Annotated in this window: 16 protein-coding genes; 14 read left to right on the top strand and 2 right to left on the bottom strand. The window is 61.4% G+C overall.

Annotated elements, in window-relative coordinates; translation table 11 throughout:
* Positions 1-94 precede the first annotated feature (94 nt).
* The 6 genes from olsB (at position 95) to murJ (ending at position 9,780) form a co-directional block, all read left to right on the top strand.
* Positions 95-973, top strand: coding sequence for a l-ornithine N(alpha)-acyltransferase (gene olsB, locus PR017_RS00120; protein WP_111216433.1), 879 nt, complete (start codon positions 95-97; stop codon positions 971-973).
* Positions 974-1,109: 136 nt separating this feature from the next.
* On the top strand, positions 1,110-1,991 hold the full coding sequence (locus tag PR017_RS00125; RefSeq protein ID WP_111216436.1) for an alpha/beta fold hydrolase: 882 nt from the start codon (positions 1,110-1,112) through the stop codon (positions 1,989-1,991).
* 206 nt (positions 1,992-2,197) lie between these two features.
* Positions 2,198-4,855, top strand: coding sequence for a DNA mismatch repair protein MutS (gene mutS, locus PR017_RS00130; RefSeq protein ID WP_111216953.1), 2,658 nt, complete (start codon positions 2,198-2,200; stop codon positions 4,853-4,855).
* Between the two features lie 21 nt (positions 4,856-4,876).
* The gene (locus PR017_RS00135; RefSeq protein ID WP_111216438.1) at positions 4,877-5,179 is read left to right on the top strand and encodes a hypothetical protein; all 303 of its coding nucleotides are present in this window, start codon (positions 4,877-4,879) and stop codon (positions 5,177-5,179) included.
* 117 nt (positions 5,180-5,296) lie between these two features.
* Positions 5,297-8,194, top strand: a complete 2,898-nt coding sequence (locus PR017_RS00140) for a [protein-PII] uridylyltransferase (RefSeq protein ID WP_111216440.1) — start codon at positions 5,297-5,299, stop codon at positions 8,192-8,194.
* Positions 8,191-9,780 carry a murein biosynthesis integral membrane protein MurJ gene (gene murJ / locus PR017_RS00145; protein WP_111216442.1) on the top strand — a complete coding sequence of 530 codons (1,590 nt, stop codon included), beginning with the start codon at positions 8,191-8,193 and terminating at the stop codon, positions 9,778-9,780. The genes PR017_RS00140 and murJ overlap by 4 nt, the downstream gene beginning before the upstream one ends.
* Here the strand turns inward: murJ and PR017_RS00150 are convergent.
* Positions 9,770-10,462: a TetR/AcrR family transcriptional regulator gene (locus PR017_RS00150; protein ID WP_111216444.1), complete on the bottom strand. Its 693-nt coding sequence runs from the start codon at positions 10,460-10,462 to the stop codon at positions 9,770-9,772. The two genes, murJ and PR017_RS00150, sit on opposite strands and share 11 nt — an antisense overlap.
* 102 nt (positions 10,463-10,564) lie before the next feature.
* Between PR017_RS00150 and PR017_RS00155 the strand changes: the two genes are divergently transcribed.
* Together PR017_RS00155 and PR017_RS00160 are read left to right on the top strand one after the other, a co-directional pair.
* Positions 10,565-11,950: a cytochrome P450 gene (locus PR017_RS00155; RefSeq protein ID WP_425070008.1), complete on the top strand. Its 1,386-nt coding sequence runs from the start codon at positions 10,565-10,567 to the stop codon at positions 11,948-11,950.
* Between the two features lie 405 nt (positions 11,951-12,355).
* Positions 12,356-13,225 (top strand): aldo/keto reductase family oxidoreductase, encoded by an 870-nt coding sequence (locus PR017_RS00160; protein ID WP_111216447.1) that lies wholly within the window; start codon positions 12,356-12,358, stop codon positions 13,223-13,225.
* Between the two features lie 38 nt (positions 13,226-13,263).
* On the opposite strand, the gene PR017_RS00165 is transcribed toward PR017_RS00160, so the two are convergent.
* Positions 13,264-13,764 (bottom strand): GNAT family N-acetyltransferase, encoded by a 501-nt coding sequence (locus PR017_RS00165; RefSeq protein ID WP_111216449.1) that lies wholly within the window; start codon positions 13,762-13,764, stop codon positions 13,264-13,266.
* 139 nt (positions 13,765-13,903) lie between these two features.
* Here PR017_RS00165 and PR017_RS00170 point away from each other — a divergent pair, with 139 nt between their 5' ends.
* The 6 genes from PR017_RS00170 (at position 13,904) to PR017_RS00195 (ending at position 17,910) form a co-directional block, all read left to right on the top strand.
* A complete protein-coding gene (locus tag PR017_RS00170) occupies positions 13,904-14,299 on the top strand; it encodes a VOC family protein (protein WP_111216451.1) in 396 nt (131 codons plus the stop codon).
* A 99-nt stretch (positions 14,300-14,398) separates the two neighbouring features.
* A complete protein-coding gene (gene trpS, locus PR017_RS00175) occupies positions 14,399-15,463 on the top strand; it encodes a tryptophan--tRNA ligase (RefSeq protein ID WP_111216452.1) in 1,065 nt (354 codons plus the stop codon).
* An 88-nt stretch (positions 15,464-15,551) separates the two neighbouring features.
* Positions 15,552-16,043 (top strand): universal stress protein, encoded by a 492-nt coding sequence (locus PR017_RS00180; RefSeq protein WP_111216455.1) that lies wholly within the window; start codon positions 15,552-15,554, stop codon positions 16,041-16,043.
* 115 nt (positions 16,044-16,158) lie between these two features.
* The gene (locus tag PR017_RS00185) at positions 16,159-16,725 is read left to right on the top strand and encodes a NifU family protein (RefSeq protein WP_111216957.1); all 567 of its coding nucleotides are present in this window, start codon (positions 16,159-16,161) and stop codon (positions 16,723-16,725) included.
* 24 nt (positions 16,726-16,749) lie between these two features.
* Positions 16,750-17,418: a tRNA (adenosine(37)-N6)-threonylcarbamoyltransferase complex dimerization subunit type 1 TsaB gene (gene tsaB / locus PR017_RS00190; protein ID WP_111216457.1), complete on the top strand. Its 669-nt coding sequence runs from the start codon at positions 16,750-16,752 to the stop codon at positions 17,416-17,418.
* 3 nt (positions 17,419-17,421) lie between these two features.
* Positions 17,422-17,910, top strand: coding sequence for a GNAT family N-acetyltransferase (locus PR017_RS00195; RefSeq protein ID WP_111216458.1), 489 nt, complete (start codon positions 17,422-17,424; stop codon positions 17,908-17,910).
* Positions 17,911-17,932 lie beyond the last annotated feature (22 nt).

The following is a 17,932-nucleotide window of genomic DNA, read 5'->3' on the forward strand; positions in this document are numbered from 1 at the left end:
CTTCGTCGCCTTGCATTTGGCGACGCAGCATGTCACTTTCTTGTCGCAAGAATTTGCTTTATGGCGATCAAACAACCCAAAGTCGGGAAACGCCATGTCCATCGAAATGTTAAATCGCGAAGTTCAGGGCGACACTGTTCAAAATATCAAAAAAACGAGCGCCCCAGTGACTGGGGACGTGTTCGGCCGAATCGGCAATCTGGAAACGCGCCTTGCCCGTAACGAGCGCGAAATCGACGCTGCCCAAGCGGTGCGCTATCGCGTATTCGTCGAGGAGATGCACGCCCAGTTGCCAGCCGAGGCGATGCGCATGAAGCGCGACATCGATAGCTGGGATACAATCTGCGATCATCTGCTGGTTCTCGATCATTCCATCGAAGGCGATACCGAGGACCAGATCGTCGGCACGTACCGGCTGTTGCGCCAGGAAGTCGCCATGGCCCACGGTGGTTTCTACTCCGCTTCGGAATTTGCCACCGATGCCCTGATTGCCCGTCATCCGGACAAGCAGTTCATGGAACTCGGTCGCTCCTGCGTGCTGCCGGCCTATCGCACCAAGCGGATCGTCGAGCTTTTGTGGCAGGGCAACTGGGCCTATGCGCTTAAACACGGTATGGGCGCCATGTTCGGCTGCGCTTCCTTCCCCGGCATCCGGCCGGAAGAGCATGCGCTGGCTTTGTCTTTCCTCTACCACAACGTGCGTGCCCAAGGTGAATGGGCGGCAGACGCGCTTCCCTCGCTCGCCCGCACAATGGACCTGATGCCGGCCGAGGCGATCAATGCCCGCAAAGCGCTGATGGCGATGCCGCCGCTGATCAAGGGATATCTTCGCCTCGGTGCGATGGTGGGCACGCAGGCCGTGGTCGATCATGCCTTCAATACCACCGATGTACTGATCGTGCTGCCGATCGCCAGCATTTCCGATCGCTATGTAAACCACTACGGCGCGCAGGCGGATCGCTTCCTGAGCTAGGCGGCCGCCCGGCGCTTCTGTCCGTCTTCAGGAAATCATCACCTTGATAGGTGCTACATCTTGCCTTGGTGGCCAGGGATCCTAAACTCAACGCAATCGTGAATTGTCGCGGTGAAGGGGAGGGGTCGCAAGCGCCATGAGAACTGTAGTTGCCGGCGTTTTGGACATCGCCTACTACGAAACCGGCCGCGTCGACGGAGCGCCCGTCATACTTCTCCACGGATTTCCCTACGACGCCCATGCATATGAGGCTGTCGCCGAGCGGCTGGCGGCAGCCGGAAAGCGCTGTATCGTACCTTTTTTGCGCGGCTATGGCGCTACCCGCTTTCTCGATCCGGACACGCCGCGCTCAGGCGAACAGGCAGCGCTCGGCGCCGATCTGCTTGCCTTGATGGATGCGCTGTCGATCCCTTCGGCAGTTCTCGCGGGCTATGACTGGGGCGGTCGCGCAGCTTGCGTCGTCGCAGCGCTCTGGCCGGACCGGGTGCGGGGACTGGTCAGCGGCGGTGCCGGATACAACATCCAGAACATCGCCAGATCCGTGGAACCGAACACGCCCGAGGCAGAATACCGTTTCTGGTATCAGTATTACTTTCACAGCGAACGCGGCAGGATTGGACTGGCAGCCGACCGGCGAGGTCTCTGCCGGCTGCTTTGGCGCCTGTGGTCGCCGACATGGTCCTTCGACGAGGAGACGTTCGCCCGCAGCGCTTCCGCCTTCGACAATCCCGATTTTGTCGCCACCGTGATCCATTCCTATCGACACCGTTTCGGCCTCGTTGCGGGCGATCCCGCCTATGCGGAGATCGAGCGGTATCTGGCGGCCCAACCGACCATCGCGACGCCCACCATCGTCCTGCAAGGCGGCGACGATGGGGTAGACCCTCCGAGCCCGGCAGACGCGGCCCATCTTCATTTCACCGGGCCTTACGAGCGATTGGTCGTGCCCGGCGCCGGCCACAACCTCCCGCAGGAGGCGCCTGAGGCTTTCGCGGACGCAGTGCTGGCGGTCGGCTGAGTGCTCTGGGCTGCAAACCGGAAACGTCCTGTGGGCGATCCTTGGTGGCGTCCCGATTGCTGTTGTCTTGTCCGCCTCTGCGCGGATAGGGTGCCGGCTTGTTTTGGGACAGAAAAATTACAGTGAACGAACGCATCGCACCCAGGATCGAGCCTTACTCGGCAACCGAGCTTGCCACTGACGCAAGCCGCGCGTCGGCAACGCCGATGATGGAGCAGTACATAGAGATTAAGGCGAACAATCCCGGTTCGCTGCTGTTCTATCGCATGGGCGATTTCTATGAGTTGTTCTTCGAGGATGCCGTCGAGGCATCGCGCGCGCTGGGCATCACGCTCACGAAACGCGGCCAGCATATGGGGCAGGATATCCCGATGTGCGGCGTCCCGGTTCACGCCTCGGACGATTACCTGCAGAAGCTGATCTCGTTGGGCTTCCGCGTCGCCGTCTGCGAGCAGATAGAAGACCCGGCCGAAGCAAAGAAGCGCGGTGGCAAATCCGTCGTCAGGCGCGATGTCGTGCGGTTGGTGACGCCAGGCACGATCACCGAGGAAAAGCTGCTTTCGCCGTCCGAATCCAATTATCTGATGGCACTCACCCGCATCCGTGGCGGCAGCGAGCCGCAGCTGGCGCTCGCCTGGATCGACATCTCGACCGGCATTTTCCGGCTGGCCGAAACCGATCAGTCGCGGCTGCTCTCCGACATCATCCGTATCGAGCCGCGTGAACTCATCCTGCCAGACACGATGTTTCACGATCCGGAGCTCAAGCCCGTGTTCGATGTGCTTGGGCGCGTGGCGGTGCCACAGCCATCGGTGCTGTTCGACAGCGCCAGTGCTGAAGGACGTATTACCCGCTATTTCGGCGTCGCGACGCTCGACGGGTTTGGCAGCTTCACCCGCGCCGAGCTTGCCGCTGCTGCTGCAGCCGTTGCATATGTCGAAAAAACCCAGATCGCCGAGCGTCCGCCTCTCGGCCGGCCGGAGCGCGAAAGCGGCGCCTCGACGCTGTTCATCGATCCCGCCACCCGCGCCAATCTGGAGCTGGTGCGGACCCAGTCGGGAGACCGCAACGGCACGCTGCTGAAAGCCGTCGATCGCACCGTGACCGGCGGCGGTGCGCGATTGCTGGCCGAACGGCTGATGTCGCCGCTGACAGATCCGGCGCGTATCAATGCCCGGCTCGATTCGATAGGCTTCCTGCTCGAGGAGCCCTCCCTCTGCAGCGATCTGCGGTCAGCCTTGAAGCACGTGCCGGATATGCCCCGCGCCCTCTCGCGACTGGCGCTCGACCGCGGCGGACCACGCGACCTGTTTGCGATTGCCAGGGGGCTGGGCTCGGCTTTCGCGATTGCCGAGATGCTGGGCGCAGCGCTGCTGCCGGGCGAACTCGACGATGCCGTTGCCGGACTGAAGACGCTGCCGAGAGAGCTCGAAGCGCTGCTCACCGGCACGCTCGCCGATGAGCTGCCGCTGCTGAAGCGTGATGGCGGCTTTCTGCGACAGGGTGCCGATGCCGATCTCGATGCGGTCCGGGCCCTGCGCGATCAGTCGCGCCGGGTGATCGCCGGGCTGCAGCTGCAATATGCCGAGGAAACCGGCATCAAGTCACTGAAGATCAAGCACAACAATGTGCTCGGCTATTTCATCGAAGTCACAGCCGGGAGTGCCGGCCCGATGATCGATACGCCAGAGGCCAAGGGTCGCTTCATCCATCGCCAGTCGATGGCGAATGCCATGCGATTCACGACGCCGGAACTGGCCGATCTAGAAAGTCGCATCGCCAATGCCGGCGGCCAGGCGCTGGCGATCGAACTGAAAGCTTTCGACGAAATGGTGGCAGCCGTCGTTCGCAAGGCCGAGGCGATCAAGGCAGGTGCCCGGGCGCTCGCTGTCATCGATGTCGCCGCCGGCCTGGCGTTGCTGGCCGAAGAGCAGGCATACTGCCGGCCAACAGTGGACGATTCGAAAATGTTTGCCATTGGCGGCGGTCGCCATCCGGTGGTCGAGCAAGCCCTGCGTCGCCAGTCGGCTGGCCCCTTCGTTGCCAATAACTGTGATCTTTCACCCCGCGACGGAGGGCGGGACGGCGCCATCTGGCTGCTGACCGGCCCGAACATGGGCGGTAAGTCGACCTTCCTGCGCCAGAATGCGTTGATTGCCATCCTCGCCCAGATGGGCTGTTTCGTGCCGGCCTCGTCGGCCCATATCGGCATCGTCGACCGCTTGTTTTCGCGCGTCGGTGCATCTGACGATCTTGCCCGCGGGCGCTCGACCTTCATGGTCGAAATGGTCGAGACAGCGGCCATCCTCAACCAGGCCAGCGACCGTTCGCTGGTCATCCTGGACGAAATCGGCCGTGGAACTGCGACCTTCGACGGCCTGTCGATCGCCTGGGCGGCTGTCGAGCACCTGCATGAAGCGAATCGTTGCCGGGGCCTGTTTGCCACGCATTTCCACGAATTGACCGCACTGTCGGAAAAACTCGGGCGTCTGGCCAACGCCACGATGCGGGTCAGGGAGTGGGATGGCGAGGTTATCTTCCTCCACGAGGTCGGGCCGGGTGCCGCCGATCGCTCCTACGGAATCCAGGTGGCGCGATTGGCCGGCCTTCCGGCTTCCGTCGTTGAACGCGCCCGCGATGTCCTGACGAGGCTGGAGGACGCCGACCGCAAGAACCCGGCATCTTCGCTGATCGACGACCTGCCGCTGTTCCAGGTGGCTGTTCGCCGCGACGAGGCGGCCCGGGCACGGGGAACGTCCAAGGTCGAAGAGGCATTGAAGGCCATCGACCTTGATGACCTGACGCCGCGCGCGGCGCTTGACGCGCTCTACGAATTGAAGAAGAAGCTCAGTGAGGCCGGCTGAAGTCGGAAACGGGATCGCGTCATGCATATCGAAAAACTGCTCACCGAAGTTCGAAATCTATCCGACCGTTTCGTCATGCCCGAAGCGCGACCGAAGCCGGAAGCGCCCATCGAGTGGCATTCCGCCCGTGGCCTGCTCGACATCGTGCTTGCCTGCGGCCGCATCTCGGATATTTCCACGCGCATCTCGGCTGCCGGTTATTGGGAGTGCGACCGCGAACTTCTCGCACAGATCGGTGCGCAGTCTCGGCAGATCCTCTATCATATCAATGACATGAAGGCGATCGAGGCGAAGAATATCGCCGAAGGCCGCGGTGAAGCCTAGACGGGACATCAGGTGTGCACGGATTCTACCCGCGACCGGCTTCGTCAACCTTCGTCAAATATAAACACTCTGGTTTTTATGATGCCTGTCATCGGCGGGTCAGAAGGGCTATAGCGCATGGCGACGAAGAGTGAGGCGCTCCAGCAGAGGATGGCCGACAACGAGAAGCATCTCGGCCGGCGCAGGATGGCTGTCATCGATTATCCCGGCATTCTGGACGTGACCGCTGTCAGAGCCGAATGCGACGCCGTCATTGCCGCCCACAAGGGCACCCGGATAGACTTGCGCAACGCGCTGCTGCCGCCTCTGAAAAAGGCAAGCCAAGAGGCACGCGAGCGCGCCCGGTTACGGCTGTTCGCCCATGGCAGCGGACTTGATTGCGCACACGAGATTTCCTGGCTGCAGGACCAGCTGATCACAATCCTCTATGATGTCGCGGTCACGCAGGTCTACCCCGGCCAGAAGGACAAGTTTGCCGTCGCAGCGGTTGGTGGCTATGGTCGCGACACGCTGGCGCCGGGATCCGATATCGACCTGCTGTTCCTGTTTCAGCCAAAGCCGGAGGACGACACCCACAAGGCAGTCGAGTTCGTACTTTACGTTCTCTGGGACATGGGCTTCAAGGTCGGTCACGCCACTCGCACTATCGAAGAGTGCATCCGCCTGTCGAAGTCGGACATGACGATCCGCACCGCCATTCTCGAAACCCGCTTCATCTGCGGTTATCGGCCTCTGGCGACCGAGCTCGAGGGGCGCTTCGACAAGGAAATCGTCATCGGCACCGGGCCGGAATTCGTTGCCGCCAAATTGGCGGAGCGCGACGAGCGTCATCGCAAGGCCGGCGATACCCGCTATCTGGTCGAACCCAACGTCAAGGAAGGCAAAGGCGGTCTGCGCGACCTGCACACGCTGTTCTGGATTTCGAAGTACTATTATCACGTCCGCAACACGATCGAACTCGTCAAGCTTGGCGTACTCTCGAAGAGCGAATACCGGCTGTTCGAAAAGGCCGACGATTTTCTCTGGGCGGTGCGCTGCCACATGCATTTCCTCACCAACAAGGCTGAGGAGCGGCTGTCATTCGACATCCAGCGCGAAATCGCCGAGGCGCTCGGCTACCACGCCCGTCCCGGTCTTTCGGCCGTCGAACGTTTCATGAAGCACTATTTCCTGGTGACCAAGGATGTCGGCGACCTCACGCGTATCCTCTGCGCCGCTCTGGAGGACGAGCAGGCAAAGGCGACCCCGGGGCTGTCCGGCGTGCTCAGCCGCTTCACCCACCGCTCGCGCAAGATCGCCGGCTCTATCGAGTTCGTCGAGGATCGGGGCCGCATCGCGCTTGCCAATCCCGATGTTTTCAAGCGTGATCCTGTCAGCCTGATCCGACTGTTCCATGTCGCTGACATCAACAACCTGGAATTCCACCCCGATGCGCTGAAGCTGGTGACGCGCTCGCTGTCGCTGATCGATATCCGGCTGCGCGAGGACGAAGAAGCCAACCGGCTGTTCCTGTCGATCCTGACCTCGCCCCGTGATCCGGCGCTGATCCTGCGCCGGATGAACGAGGCCGGCGTGCTCGGCCGCTTCATTCCCGAGTTCGGCAAGATCGTCGCGATGATGCAGTTCAGCATGTATCACCACTACACGGTCGACGAGCACCTGATCCGCGCCGTCGCCATCCTGTCGGAGATCGACAAGGGCAAGGCCGAGGAAATTCATCCGCTGGTCAACAAGCTGATGCCCCACGTGGAGGATCGCGAGGCCCTCTATGTCGCCGTGCTGCTGCACGATGTCGCCAAGGGTCGGCTCGAGGATCACTCGATCGCCGGCGCAAGGGTCGCCCGCAAACTGGCGGCGCGCTTCGGCCTGTCGCCAAAGCAGACCGAACTTGTCGTCTGGCTTATCGAGGAACATCTGACGATGTCGATGGTCGCCCAGACCCGCGACCTCAACGACCGCAAGACGATCATCGATTTTGCCGACCGTGTGCAATCGCTCGAGCGGTTGAAGATGCTGGTCATCCTGACCGTCTGCGACATCCGCGCCGTTGGCCCCGGGGTCTGGAACGGCTGGAAGGGCCAGCTGCTACGTACGCTCTACTACGAGACAGAGCTGCTCCTGGCTGGCGGCTTTTCGGAAGTGTCGCGAAACGAACGCGCCAAATACGCTGCCGAGGCCTTGTTCAATGCGCTGTCCGACTGGAGCGAGCACGACCGTGAAGCCTATGTCAAGCTGCACTACCAGCCCTATCTGCTGTCCGTCTCGCTGGAAGACCAGATCCGCCATACCGGGTTCATTCGCCAGACAGACAAGGCCGGACAGGTGCTGGCGACCATGGTCCGGACCGATAGTTTCCACGCCATTACTGAGATCACGGTCCTGTCGCCCGACCATCCGCGCCTGCTGGCGGTGATTGCCGGTGCCTGTGCGGCGTCCGGTGCCAACATCGTCAACGCGCAGATTTTCACCACAGCTGACGGCCGCGCGCTCGACACGATCCATGTCAGTCGCGAGTTTCCGGACGATGCCGACGAGCTGCGTCGTGCTGCCACCATCGGCAAGATGATCGAGGACGTTTTGTCCGGTCGCAAGCTTCTTCCCGAGGTGATCGCCAATCGCACCAAGCTCAAGCGCAAGAGCAAGGCGTTTGTCGTCTCTCCGTCGGCAACGATCTCCAACAGCCTGTCGAACAAGTTCACCGTCGTCGAGGTCGAGGGTCTCGACCGGACCGGACTTTTGTCGGAGGTGACGGCGGTCCTCTCCGATCTGTCGCTGGACATCCAGTCGGCCCGCATCACGACCTTCGGTGAAAAGGTCATCGATACGTTCTACGTTACCGATCTCGTCGGCCAGAAGATTTCCAACGAGAACAAGCGCGGCAACATCATCGCCCGGCTGAAGGCGGTGATGGCTGGCGAGGAAGACGAGCTGCGCCAACGCATGCCGTCGGGCATTATCGCCCCCTCGGAGACGCCCCTCGACGATCATGAAGAAAAGGCCGGTTCCGCAGCATGAGTCTCGTACGTAAATTTGCGACCGTCGGTGGCGCGACGCTCGGTAGCCGCATGTTCGGTTTTGCTCGCGAAACGCTGATGGCGGCAGCGCTAGGTACCGGGCCGATGGCCGACGTCTTCTACGCCGCCTTCCGCTTTCCCAATCTGTTTCGCCGGCTTTTTGCCGAGGGCGCTTTCAATGCTGCCTTCGTGCCACTGTTTGCCAAGGAGATCGAGGCGAACGGCATCGACGGTGCAAAGCGCTTTTCCGAGGAAGTCTTCGGCGTGCTGTTTTCCGTGCTGTTCCTGATCACGGTGGTGATGGAACTCTGCATGCCGCTGCTGGTACGATTTGTAATCGCGCCGGGCTTTGCCGACGACGCCGACAAGATGTCGATCACGGTGCGCATGGCGGCGGTGATGTTTCCCTATCTGATGTGCATGTCGCTGACGGCGATGATGAGCGGCATGCTGAATTCGCTCCATCATTTCTTCGCCGCCGCCATCGCGCCGGTTTTCCTCAACGTGGTGATGATCGGCGCGCTGCTCTACGCGCTCTATGTCGGCGCGCCACCACTTTCGACTGCCTGGTATATGTCCTGGGGTGTGCTGGTCGCCGGCATCCTGCAGCTGGCTGTCGTCTATTTCGGCGTGCTGCATGCCGGCATCTCGATCGGCATCCGCTTTCCGAAAATCACGCCCAACGTCAAGCGGTTGCTTATTCTGGCAGTTCCTGCCGCGATTACCGGCGGCATCACCCAGATCAACCAGATGATCGGCCAGGCCATCGCCTCCAGCCAGGAAGGCGCCATCGCGGCCCTGCAATATGCCGACCGGATCTACCAGCTGCCGCTCGGTGTCGTTGGCGTCGCAGTTGGCGTCGTGCTGCTGCCGGAACTGGCCCGTTCGCTGAAGGGCGGCAACCTGCGCGAGGCCGGCAACCTGCAGAACCGCTCGATCGAATTCGTGCTGTTCATGACCATTCCCGCCGCCTTCGCGTTGTGGATCCTCTCCGACGAGATCATCCGGCTGCTCTACGAGCGCGGCGCTTTCCACGCGCAGAACACCGCCGTCGTCGGCGCTATCCTTGCCATCTACGGCATCGGCCTGCCTGCCTTCGTCATGATCAAGGCGCTGCAGCCGGGCTTTTACGCCCGCGAGGATACGAAAACGCCGATGCGCTTTTCCGCTGTCGCCGTCGCTGTGAACTGCGCCACTGCGCTGACCCTATTCCCGCATATGGGCGCTCCCGGCATTGCAGTGGCCGAGGCGACGGCAGGCTGGATCAGCACGGTACTGCTGTTCGGCACGCTCCTGCGTCGCGGCCACCTGGTCTGGGAATGGGCGCTGGCCCGCCGTGCCGCTTTGCTGGTGGTCGCCGCCTGCGTCATGGGCGGCGTCATCTTCTATCTGAAGCAGCGCTGGGCACCCGAACTGGCGTCCAGCGCATCGCTGCCGACCAAGCTCGGCACTCTCGGCTTGTTGATCGCCATTTCGATGGTCGTCTATTTCGCCACCGCCTTCCTCATAGGTGGAGCCAATCTTGGCATGATTCGTCGAAACCTCAATCGCAAGCCGGTGGCAAAGGATGAGGGGCCTACGGCGTGACGACTGCCTGGCGCGACAGGGTTGTCTCGCGGATTTCTTCGAATGCCTGCCTTGCGGTTGGGCTGAGATAAGGACGGAAAAGCGAGGATACCTGGTTGATACCCCAGTCCAGGTGCTCCTCTCCGAGCGCCGATACCCGCTGCTGCAGGTTGAGATACACGGCCCAATAGGTGGCGACGATCCACACATTTGCCAGCAGAGGCGCCCTGTCGTCGGCTGGTACGCTGATCAGCGTCTCGCTTTCCATGCGCTTCAGGATTTCGTCCAATGCGTGGCCCATCAGCGTGCTGACGCTCCGGATCGCATCGGCGAGCGATGGAGCAACCGCAAGCAGGTCGACGAGGTCGCGAAACAGGAAGCGATAGTCCCAGACGAGCGAAAACCACTGGCGCAGAAGGCCAGGATAGCTCGCCGGATCGTTGGCAGGAGCGAAGTGCGCGCTTGCGACAAAGCCGGCTGCCGCCGTCTCGAACCCTGAAAACAGGCTGATGATCAGCGATTCCTTGGTGCGGAAGTGGTAATAGAGGTTCCCCTCGTTGATCCCGACCATGCCGGCAATCTCGGCTGTAGTCACACGACCGGGGCTCTTTTCGTTGAACAGCGAAAGCGCTGCGACCAGGATCCTGTCGCGCGTGGGCATGCGTTTCTTCGACTTTCCTGCCGGCAAATTATAGTCGACCATATCCGCCCCTTGCAAATATAAGGTGTTCACCTTATTCTTAATTAAGGTAATCACCTTAGGCAGACGCTATCGCAGTTTCTGCGTTCGAACAAGGAGTCAGACATGCAAGCCGCAACCGCAATGCCCTCATCGGCCAGCTTGCCGTTTATTCCCCGCCGGTCCACGGCCGCAGCGATTGTCGCGGTGATCAGAAATCCGCTGCAGGCCTTGCCCCCCCAAGTGTTCACGGAACGCGTGGTCTTCGCCAGGCGCGCCGGCAAGACCCATGTCTATCTCTCCGATCCCGTCCTTATTCACGAAGCTCTCGTTGGCAATGCGAATGCGCTGAGCAAGGGCGAGAATGTGCGCAGGGCGCTGGGTCCGGCCCTCGGCGAAGGACTTCTCACCGCCGACGGGTCGCACTGGAAATGGCAGCGACAGGCAGTCGCCGGCGCATTTCGCCACGATCGGCTTGTCGAACTGCAACCCGCCATGATCGCAGCGGCGGAGACCACCCGGGACCGGCTTCTGGCAGCCGAGGGCAGCACCGTCGATATCGGCCACGAAATGATGCGCACCACCTTCGACATCATCGTAGAGACCATGATGTCGGGCGGCCATGGAATCGATGTGGCCAGGGTCGAGCGGGGGATCACGGACTACCTGAAACCGAGCGGTTGGACATTCGCACTCGCCATGCTCGGCGCTCCGGAATGGGTTCCCTTTCCCGGTCGCGGCAAGGCGCGGGATGCAGTGGCGTTTTTGCGCTCGAGCCTCGCCAGGGTCATAGCCGAGCGCCGGGACGCGCCCGATGGCCGTTGCGACCTCGTGTCGATGCTGCTCTCTGCCTCCGATCCGGAGAGCGGCCGCAGTATGAGCGACGGCGAAATCGTCGATAACCTCATGACCTTCATCACGGCCGGACACGAGACGACGGCGCTGGGCCTTGCCTGGACACTCCATCTCCTGGCAAAGCACCCCGAACATGAGGCCGCTGTCGTTGCGGAAATTGCAACGGTGACCGGGGGAGGCCCGCTGCGCCCGGAGCACGTCGCGAGGCTCTGCTACACCAGGCAAGTCTTCTCGGAGGCCATGCGGCTCTATCCGCCGGCCCCCATTATCACCCGGACGGCCTTGCGCGAGTTCGCACTGGGCGAATTCAGGATCCCGGCAGGTGCGGATATCTACGTGCCGATCTACGCACTCCATCGTCATCCGTCGCTCTGGTCAGATCCGGAGACCTTCGATCCCGCCCGGTTTGCCCCGGATGCCGCCAAGGCCCGCCACCGATACGCCTACATGCCGTTCGGGGCAGGGCCACGGGTCTGTATCGGCAATGCTTTCGCCGTCATGGAGGCCGTCGCTATCCTCGCTGTGCTCTTGCCGGCGCTCAGGCTCGGCAATCATGGCGCGGCAGAAAAGAAGGCCATCATGAAAGTCACGCTGCGTCCCAAGGAAGACCTGCTGATGGATGTTCGCAAGCGATCCGTCCCGTCTCGGTCCTCGTAGGTGTTGCACGAAACTCAGAGCGGTACAAATGCTATACGCAAGTTTCGTAATATACGAAGGTGAGGCGAGGATGCGGCTCGCTGCTGTTGCGCTCCATGGCAATGATTGCCGAGGAGGCGATAAGGCGAGGGCTGCTCGATGCAGTACGATTGGACGGGTGTCCGCACGAAGAGGGTAAGACGTTTTAAACAGGCCTCTCTGACACTGCTTAGCATGCTGATGCTCTATTGGGTGAGCCTGCATATACGCTGATGTTTTCCGCTCTCGTGCAGCGCTCGGTAGTCCATCAGGCCATGGAGGAGGGCGCTGTCATTGTGCACGATACCGCACAGCCTGTGCGGACTGCGGTCATTTCCAGATCGAGCCTTGGGCCCTATTCTACCTCCTGCTTCACAGGAGAAAGCCATGCACGCTACCCATCAGCCAGACACATTCACCCTCGGCAGTCGCAGCGTCAAACGCATGGGATACGGTGCCATGCAGCTTGCCGGACCTGGCGTGTTCGGGCCACCCAAGGACCGCGACGCCGCCATCGCCGTACTGCGCGCCGCTGTCGAGGCCGGGGTCGATCACATCGACACCAGCGACTTCTACGGTCCGCATATCACCAACCAATTGATCCGCGAGGCGCTTCACCCCTATGCCGACGATCTGGTCATTGTCACCAAGATCGGTGCCAAGCGTGGTCCGGACGCATCGTGGAACCCGGCCTTCTCTGCCGCCGAGTTGACTGAGGCCGTGCACGACAATCTGCGCAACCTCGGCCTCGATGTGCTCGATGTCGTCAACCTGCGTCTGATGTTCAGTGCCCACGGGCCGGCCGAAGGCTCGCTCGAGGCGCCCATGACCGTTCTGGCCGATCTGCAGCGTCAGGGTCTTGTACGCCATATCGGGCTCAGCAATGCCACCCCGACGCAGATTGCCGAAGGCCGGCGTATCGCAGACATTGTCTGCATCCAGAACATGTACAATCTCGCCCACCGCAGCGACGATGCGCTGATCGACGATCTCGCCCGCGACGGCATCGCTTATGTGCCGTTCTTTCCGCTTGGCGGTTTCAGCCCGCTGCAATCCTCGGCTCTCGATAGCGTCGCTGCCAGCCTTGGCGCCACGCCGATGCAGGTTGCTCTTGCCTGGCTCCTCCGCCGCTCTCCCAACATCCTGCTCATTCCAGGCACGTCGTCCGTCGGCCATCTCAAGGAAAATCTGGCTGCCGCCGACCTTCAGCTTACCGAAGATGTCTTGAAGGCCCTCGACGGCGTGTCTGCTGGTTAAGGCAAACTCGGGGCGCCGCACTGCATGGTGCGGCGCCTCTAGCTGGATAGCCTCGCCCACCGCTCATGGTCGCGCCATTCGCCGGCGATCTTGAGGTATTTTTCGGAAAAGCCTTCGCGCTGAAATCCGGCTCGCCGCACCAGGGCCAGTGACGCAACATTATCCGGCTGGATGTTTGCTTCCAGCCGATGCAAACCAATTTCCGCGAAAGCGTGTTTGCAGACGCTATCGACCGCCTCGGTCATAAAGCCCTTCCGCGATAGTCCAGAAACGCCGTAGTAGCTGAGGTATCCGCTTCGGAACGCGCCCCAGACCATCTCGCTGATATTCACCACGCCGACAATGGAACCGCTTGCTCGCTCGCGTGCGACGAAGCCGAGGTTGGGTCCGATTACCGTTCTGGCGTACCACGCGTCGAAGCCATCCATATCCGTGAATGGAGCAATCCAGGGCGCATGAAAAGCTCTGCTCTTCCTGTTTGCATCGATGAGGTCTTCAGCATCCGAAATATGGACGCGATCGATTTGAATGTTCGGCATATGCTTCCTTTAGTTCCGTCGATAAGGCCCGTAAAGTGTGGTGGCCGTCGATATGCCGACGACCCCCTGCCTAACTCGACGATGGACGTTCGCCCTAAGTGACCCGCGACACCATCGTCCAGACAATAAGGAGCCCGACATGTCCGACCGATCCGTCTTTCTCGTCACCCTCGTCGTCAACGACTACGATGCAGCCAAGGTTTTCTATTGCGGGACGCTTGGCTTTGATTGCCTTCAGGATGACGTCCAGGCCGATGGCAAGCGCTGGGTCGTGGTGCAGCCTCCCGGGACGGATGGGGCGGCGTTGTTGCTGGCGAGGGCGGAGGGCGAAAATCAGCGTGCGGCAATCGGCAACCAAACCGGCGGCCGTGTCGGCTTTTTCCTGAAGACCGATGATTTCGACCGCGATCACGCCACCATGCTGGACAAGGGCGTCACCTTCCTGGAGGCGCCGCGTCGGGAAATCTACGGCACGGTCGCGGTGTTTGCCGATCCCTATGGCAATCGCTGGGATCTGATCGAGCATTCTGCCTGAGATCCCTCTTGCTCGGCAGGTTATCGCCGTGCATAAGCCGCGATGTTGCAACATGGGCGGAAAAGCCCTGGGGCCTTCCACAAGCCTATTGAGGACGACATGACCGAATTCAAGAAACTCGTATTTTCCGGCGTCCAGCCGACCGGCAACCTGCATCTCGGTAATTATCTCGGCGCCATCAAGAAATTCGTAGCGCTGCAGGACAATAACGACTGCATCTACTGCGTCGTCGACATGCATGCATTGACTGCGCAACTCGTCCACGACGACATGCCCGGCCAGATCCGCTCGATTACCGCAGCTTTTCTCGCTGCCGGCATCGACCCCGAAAAGCATATCGTCTTCGCCCAGTCGTCCGTGCCGCAGCATGCCGAACTCGCCTGGATCTTCAATTGCGTTGCCCGCATCGGCTGGATGAACCGCATGACGCAGTTCAAGGACAAGGCCGGCAAGGATCGTGAAAACGCGTCGCTCGGGCTCTACGCCTATCCGAGCCTGATGGCGGCCGACATTCTTGTCTATCGAGGAACGCATGTGCCCGTCGGCGATGACCAGAAGCAGCATCTGGAGCTTGCCCGCGACATCGCCATGAAGTTCAACATCGACTATGCCGAGCACATCAGGCGCGCTGGCACCGGGCTTGATATCGTTGTTGGCGAACAGCCGGTGCATGCCTTCTTCCCGCTCGTGGAACCGCTGATCGACGGCCCTGCGCCGCGTGTCATGTCGCTGAAGGATGGCTCCAAGAAGATGTCGAAGTCGGATCCGTCGGACCTGTCGCGTATCAACCTGATGGACGACGAGGAAACGATCTCCAAGAAGATCCGCAAGGCGAAGACCGATCCGGATGGCTTGCCGAGCGAGATCGCCGGTCTTGCCGGCCGCCCGGAAGCCGACAATCTCGTCGGCATCTACGCAGCACTTGCCGACAAGACCAAGGCGGAGGTCCTCGCCGAATTCGGCGGCCAGCAGTTCTCGGTTTTCAAGCCGGCGCTGGTCGATGTCGCGGTTGCTACCCTGGCGCCTATCACCGGGGAAATGCGCCGGCTGATGGCCGACCCCGGTCATATCGATGCCGTGCTGCGCAATGGCGGAGCAAGGGCCCGGGCCCGGGCCGAAGTCACCATGCAGCAGGTCCGCGATATCGTCGGCTTCATCTCCTAGGTCACGTGTCCAATCTCCTTCTCCCTGCTGGGGAGAAGGAGAAGACAGGGGCTTGCAAAAATCGGCCATCACGTGTCAGAGTCAGGGCATGGTATCACAGCGACTTTCACGGCTAGAAGGCCATCGCCGCAAGTTCATGGCGGTGATCGACGGCACTCCGGAATGCCAGCGTGCCGTGCACTATGCCGGCCGGCGAGCGAAGAATTCCAATGGCGGTCTGCTGCTGCTTTACGTCATTCCCGATGGTGATTTCCAGCAATGGCTGGGGGTCGAGGAGATCATGCGCGCAGAAGCGCGTGAGGAGGCCGAGGCCGTTGTCGCCAAAGCTGCCCAGCTTGTGCGGGAGACCATCGGCATCGAGCCCGAAACGGTCATCCGCGAGGGCGATGTTGCGGAACAGCTGAATGCAGTGATCGACGAGGACCGCGACGTCGCCATTCTTGTTCTGGCAGCGGGATCGAACAAGGAAGGTCCGGGACCGCTGGTATCGTCCGTTGCCGGTCGCTCCGCAGCCTTCCCGATCCCGGTCACGGTGCTGCCGGATTCTCTGACAAACGAGGAAATCGACGCTCTCTGCTGATCCAGTTGCCGATTTGTTGAGTGTGGCGGTCTTGATTGGTTCGCCGAAAAGGCCTATTTTCTTTTGAAGAGTTCTAAACGACGGACAGGCTTATGCCGCCGTCATGGAGATGACGATGTTCATTCAGACCGAGTCCACGCCGAACCCCTCAACGCTGAAATTCCTGCCTGGCAAGGTTGTCATGGAAAATGGCACGGCCGAGTTCCGCAGCGCCGCCGACGCGCAGGTTTCGCCACTTGCTGCCCGCCTGTTCACCGTGCCCGGAGTCACCGGCGTCTATTTCGGCTATGATTTCATCAGCGTCTCCAAGGACGATCAGGAATGGCAGCATCTGAAGCCAGCCATCCTCGGGTCGATCATGGAGCATTTCATGTCCGGCAAGCCTGTTATGGGCACGTCCTCGGCACTGTCGGAAGTCACGGATGCCGATGGCGAATTCTTCGCCGAGGGCGATGAGTCCATCGTTTTGACGATCAAGGAACTGCTGGAGACCCGTGTCCGTCCGGCCGTCGCCCAGGATGGCGGCGACATTACTTTCCGCGGCTTCCGGGATGGCACTGTCTTTCTCAACATGAAAGGCTCCTGCGCAGGCTGCCCTTCGTCCACCGCCACGCTGAAGCACGGCGTCCAGAACCTCCTCCGCCATTTTGTGCCCGAAGTGCTGGAAGTCGAAGCGGTCTGATCGGGATTTCCGGAAACGTCTAAAATGATCGTACTGGCGCTGGATACCGCAGGCATCGATTGCGCCGCCGCCGTCTATGACAGCGACGGCGACCGCGTGCTCTCCGAAATTACCGAAACCATCGGCAAGGGACATGCCGAGCATCTCATCGCGCTGGTCGATCGTGTGCTCGACAAGGCTGGCTTGGAGCTCGATGCAGTCGAGCGGATCGCCGTGACTGTCGGTCCCGGCTCCTTCACCGGCATTCGGGTCGGCGTCGCTGCCGCCCGTGGCTTTGCCCTTGCGCTCGGCATCCCGGCTGTCGGCGTCACGACACTCGAGGTGATCGCGGCTGCCCATCGCCCGAAGGCTGCGGGCCGGCCGATGCTGGTGGCAATGGACGCCAAGCGGGGGGAAGTCTACCTGCAGACATTCGGCGGCGACGGAATGCCTCTCGGGGAGCCTGCGGCGGTGCTCGTGGAGGATGCTCGAGCGCTGGCCGTCGAGTTCGATGGCCTGCTGGCCGGCTCGGCCGAGCCGCTTTTGAGCTCCAAGGCGGAGGATACGCTGGCAGACGCGGCTGGCAATGTCTTTCCGATCTCGGATGTTGCAAGGCTCGGTGCTAAAATGCTTGTCGGTGAGAAGCCGAAGCCGCTTTATCTGCGTGGTCCAGATGCCAAGCCGCAGCTCGGCTTTGCCGTCGCGAGGCAATAGCCGATGCTGCCGTCTTTCCTCAGAAGCAAGCCGGACTACGAAGTCGTCGCCATGGTCTCGCGCGATTGCGCCGACGTATCCGCCCTGCACAGCGCCCGCTTTCCGAAAGCCTGGGGTACAGGCGAATTCCACAGCCTGCTGTCGCAGGAGCCGGTGTTCGGCTTTGTCGCTCGCCAGACCAATGGCAAGCCGGCACTTTGCGGTTTCGTGCTGGCTCGCCATGTCGCCGACGAGGCGGAGATCCTCACGGTTGCGGTGCAACCGAAGCTCGGTCGCGCCGGTCTCGGCTGGCGATTGATGCAGGCAGCGATGCGCGAGGCGCACCGGCGCGGCGGTGAAAGCATGTTTCTGGAGGTCGATGCCGGCAATGTTGCGGCAGTCGGGCTCTACCGCAAGCTGGGCTTCGCCACGGTTGGCGAGCGCAAGGCCTATTACACGGATGCATCCGGTACAAAATCGACGGCGCTTGTCATGCGCCGCGATCTTCGCTAGTCCCTAGGGTCGGATCCACGGG

The sequence above is a fragment of the Rhizobium tumorigenes genome, assembly GCF_003240565.2.
GTDB classification, from domain to species: domain Bacteria; phylum Pseudomonadota; class Alphaproteobacteria; order Rhizobiales; family Rhizobiaceae; genus Rhizobium; species Rhizobium tumorigenes.

Coding starts and splice junctions, on each gene's coding strand:
- PR017_RS00140 (WP_111216440.1), top strand. CDS start 5,297: ATGGCGACGAAGAGTGAGGCGCTCCAGCAGAGGATGGCCGACAACGAG.
- PR017_RS00185 (WP_111216957.1), top strand. CDS start 16,159: ATGTTCATTCAGACCGAGTCCACGCCGAACCCCTCAACGCTGAAATTC.
- PR017_RS00195 (WP_111216458.1), top strand. CDS start 17,422: ATGCTGCCGTCTTTCCTCAGAAGCAAGCCGGACTACGAAGTCGTCGCC.
- PR017_RS00135 (WP_111216438.1), top strand. CDS start 4,877: ATGCATATCGAAAAACTGCTCACCGAAGTTCGAAATCTATCCGACCGT.
- PR017_RS00125 (WP_111216436.1), top strand. CDS start 1,110: ATGAGAACTGTAGTTGCCGGCGTTTTGGACATCGCCTACTACGAAACC.
- mutS (WP_111216953.1), top strand. CDS start 2,198: ATGATGGAGCAGTACATAGAGATTAAGGCGAACAATCCCGGTTCGCTG.
- PR017_RS00150 (WP_111216444.1), bottom strand. CDS start 10,462: ATGGTCGACTATAATTTGCCGGCAGGAAAGTCGAAGAAACGCATGCCC.
- PR017_RS00180 (WP_111216455.1), top strand. CDS start 15,552: ATGGTATCACAGCGACTTTCACGGCTAGAAGGCCATCGCCGCAAGTTC.
- olsB (WP_111216433.1), top strand. CDS start 95: ATGTCCATCGAAATGTTAAATCGCGAAGTTCAGGGCGACACTGTTCAA.
- trpS (WP_111216452.1), top strand. CDS start 14,399: ATGACCGAATTCAAGAAACTCGTATTTTCCGGCGTCCAGCCGACCGGC.
- murJ (WP_111216442.1), top strand. CDS start 8,191: ATGAGTCTCGTACGTAAATTTGCGACCGTCGGTGGCGCGACGCTCGGT.
- PR017_RS00155 (WP_425070008.1), top strand. CDS start 10,565: ATGCAAGCCGCAACCGCAATGCCCTCATCGGCCAGCTTGCCGTTTATT.
- tsaB (WP_111216457.1), top strand. CDS start 16,750: ATGATCGTACTGGCGCTGGATACCGCAGGCATCGATTGCGCCGCCGCC.
- PR017_RS00160 (WP_111216447.1), top strand. CDS start 12,356: ATGCACGCTACCCATCAGCCAGACACATTCACCCTCGGCAGTCGCAGC.
- PR017_RS00170 (WP_111216451.1), top strand. CDS start 13,904: ATGTCCGACCGATCCGTCTTTCTCGTCACCCTCGTCGTCAACGACTAC.
- PR017_RS00165 (WP_111216449.1), bottom strand. CDS start 13,764: ATGCCGAACATTCAAATCGATCGCGTCCATATTTCGGATGCTGAAGAC.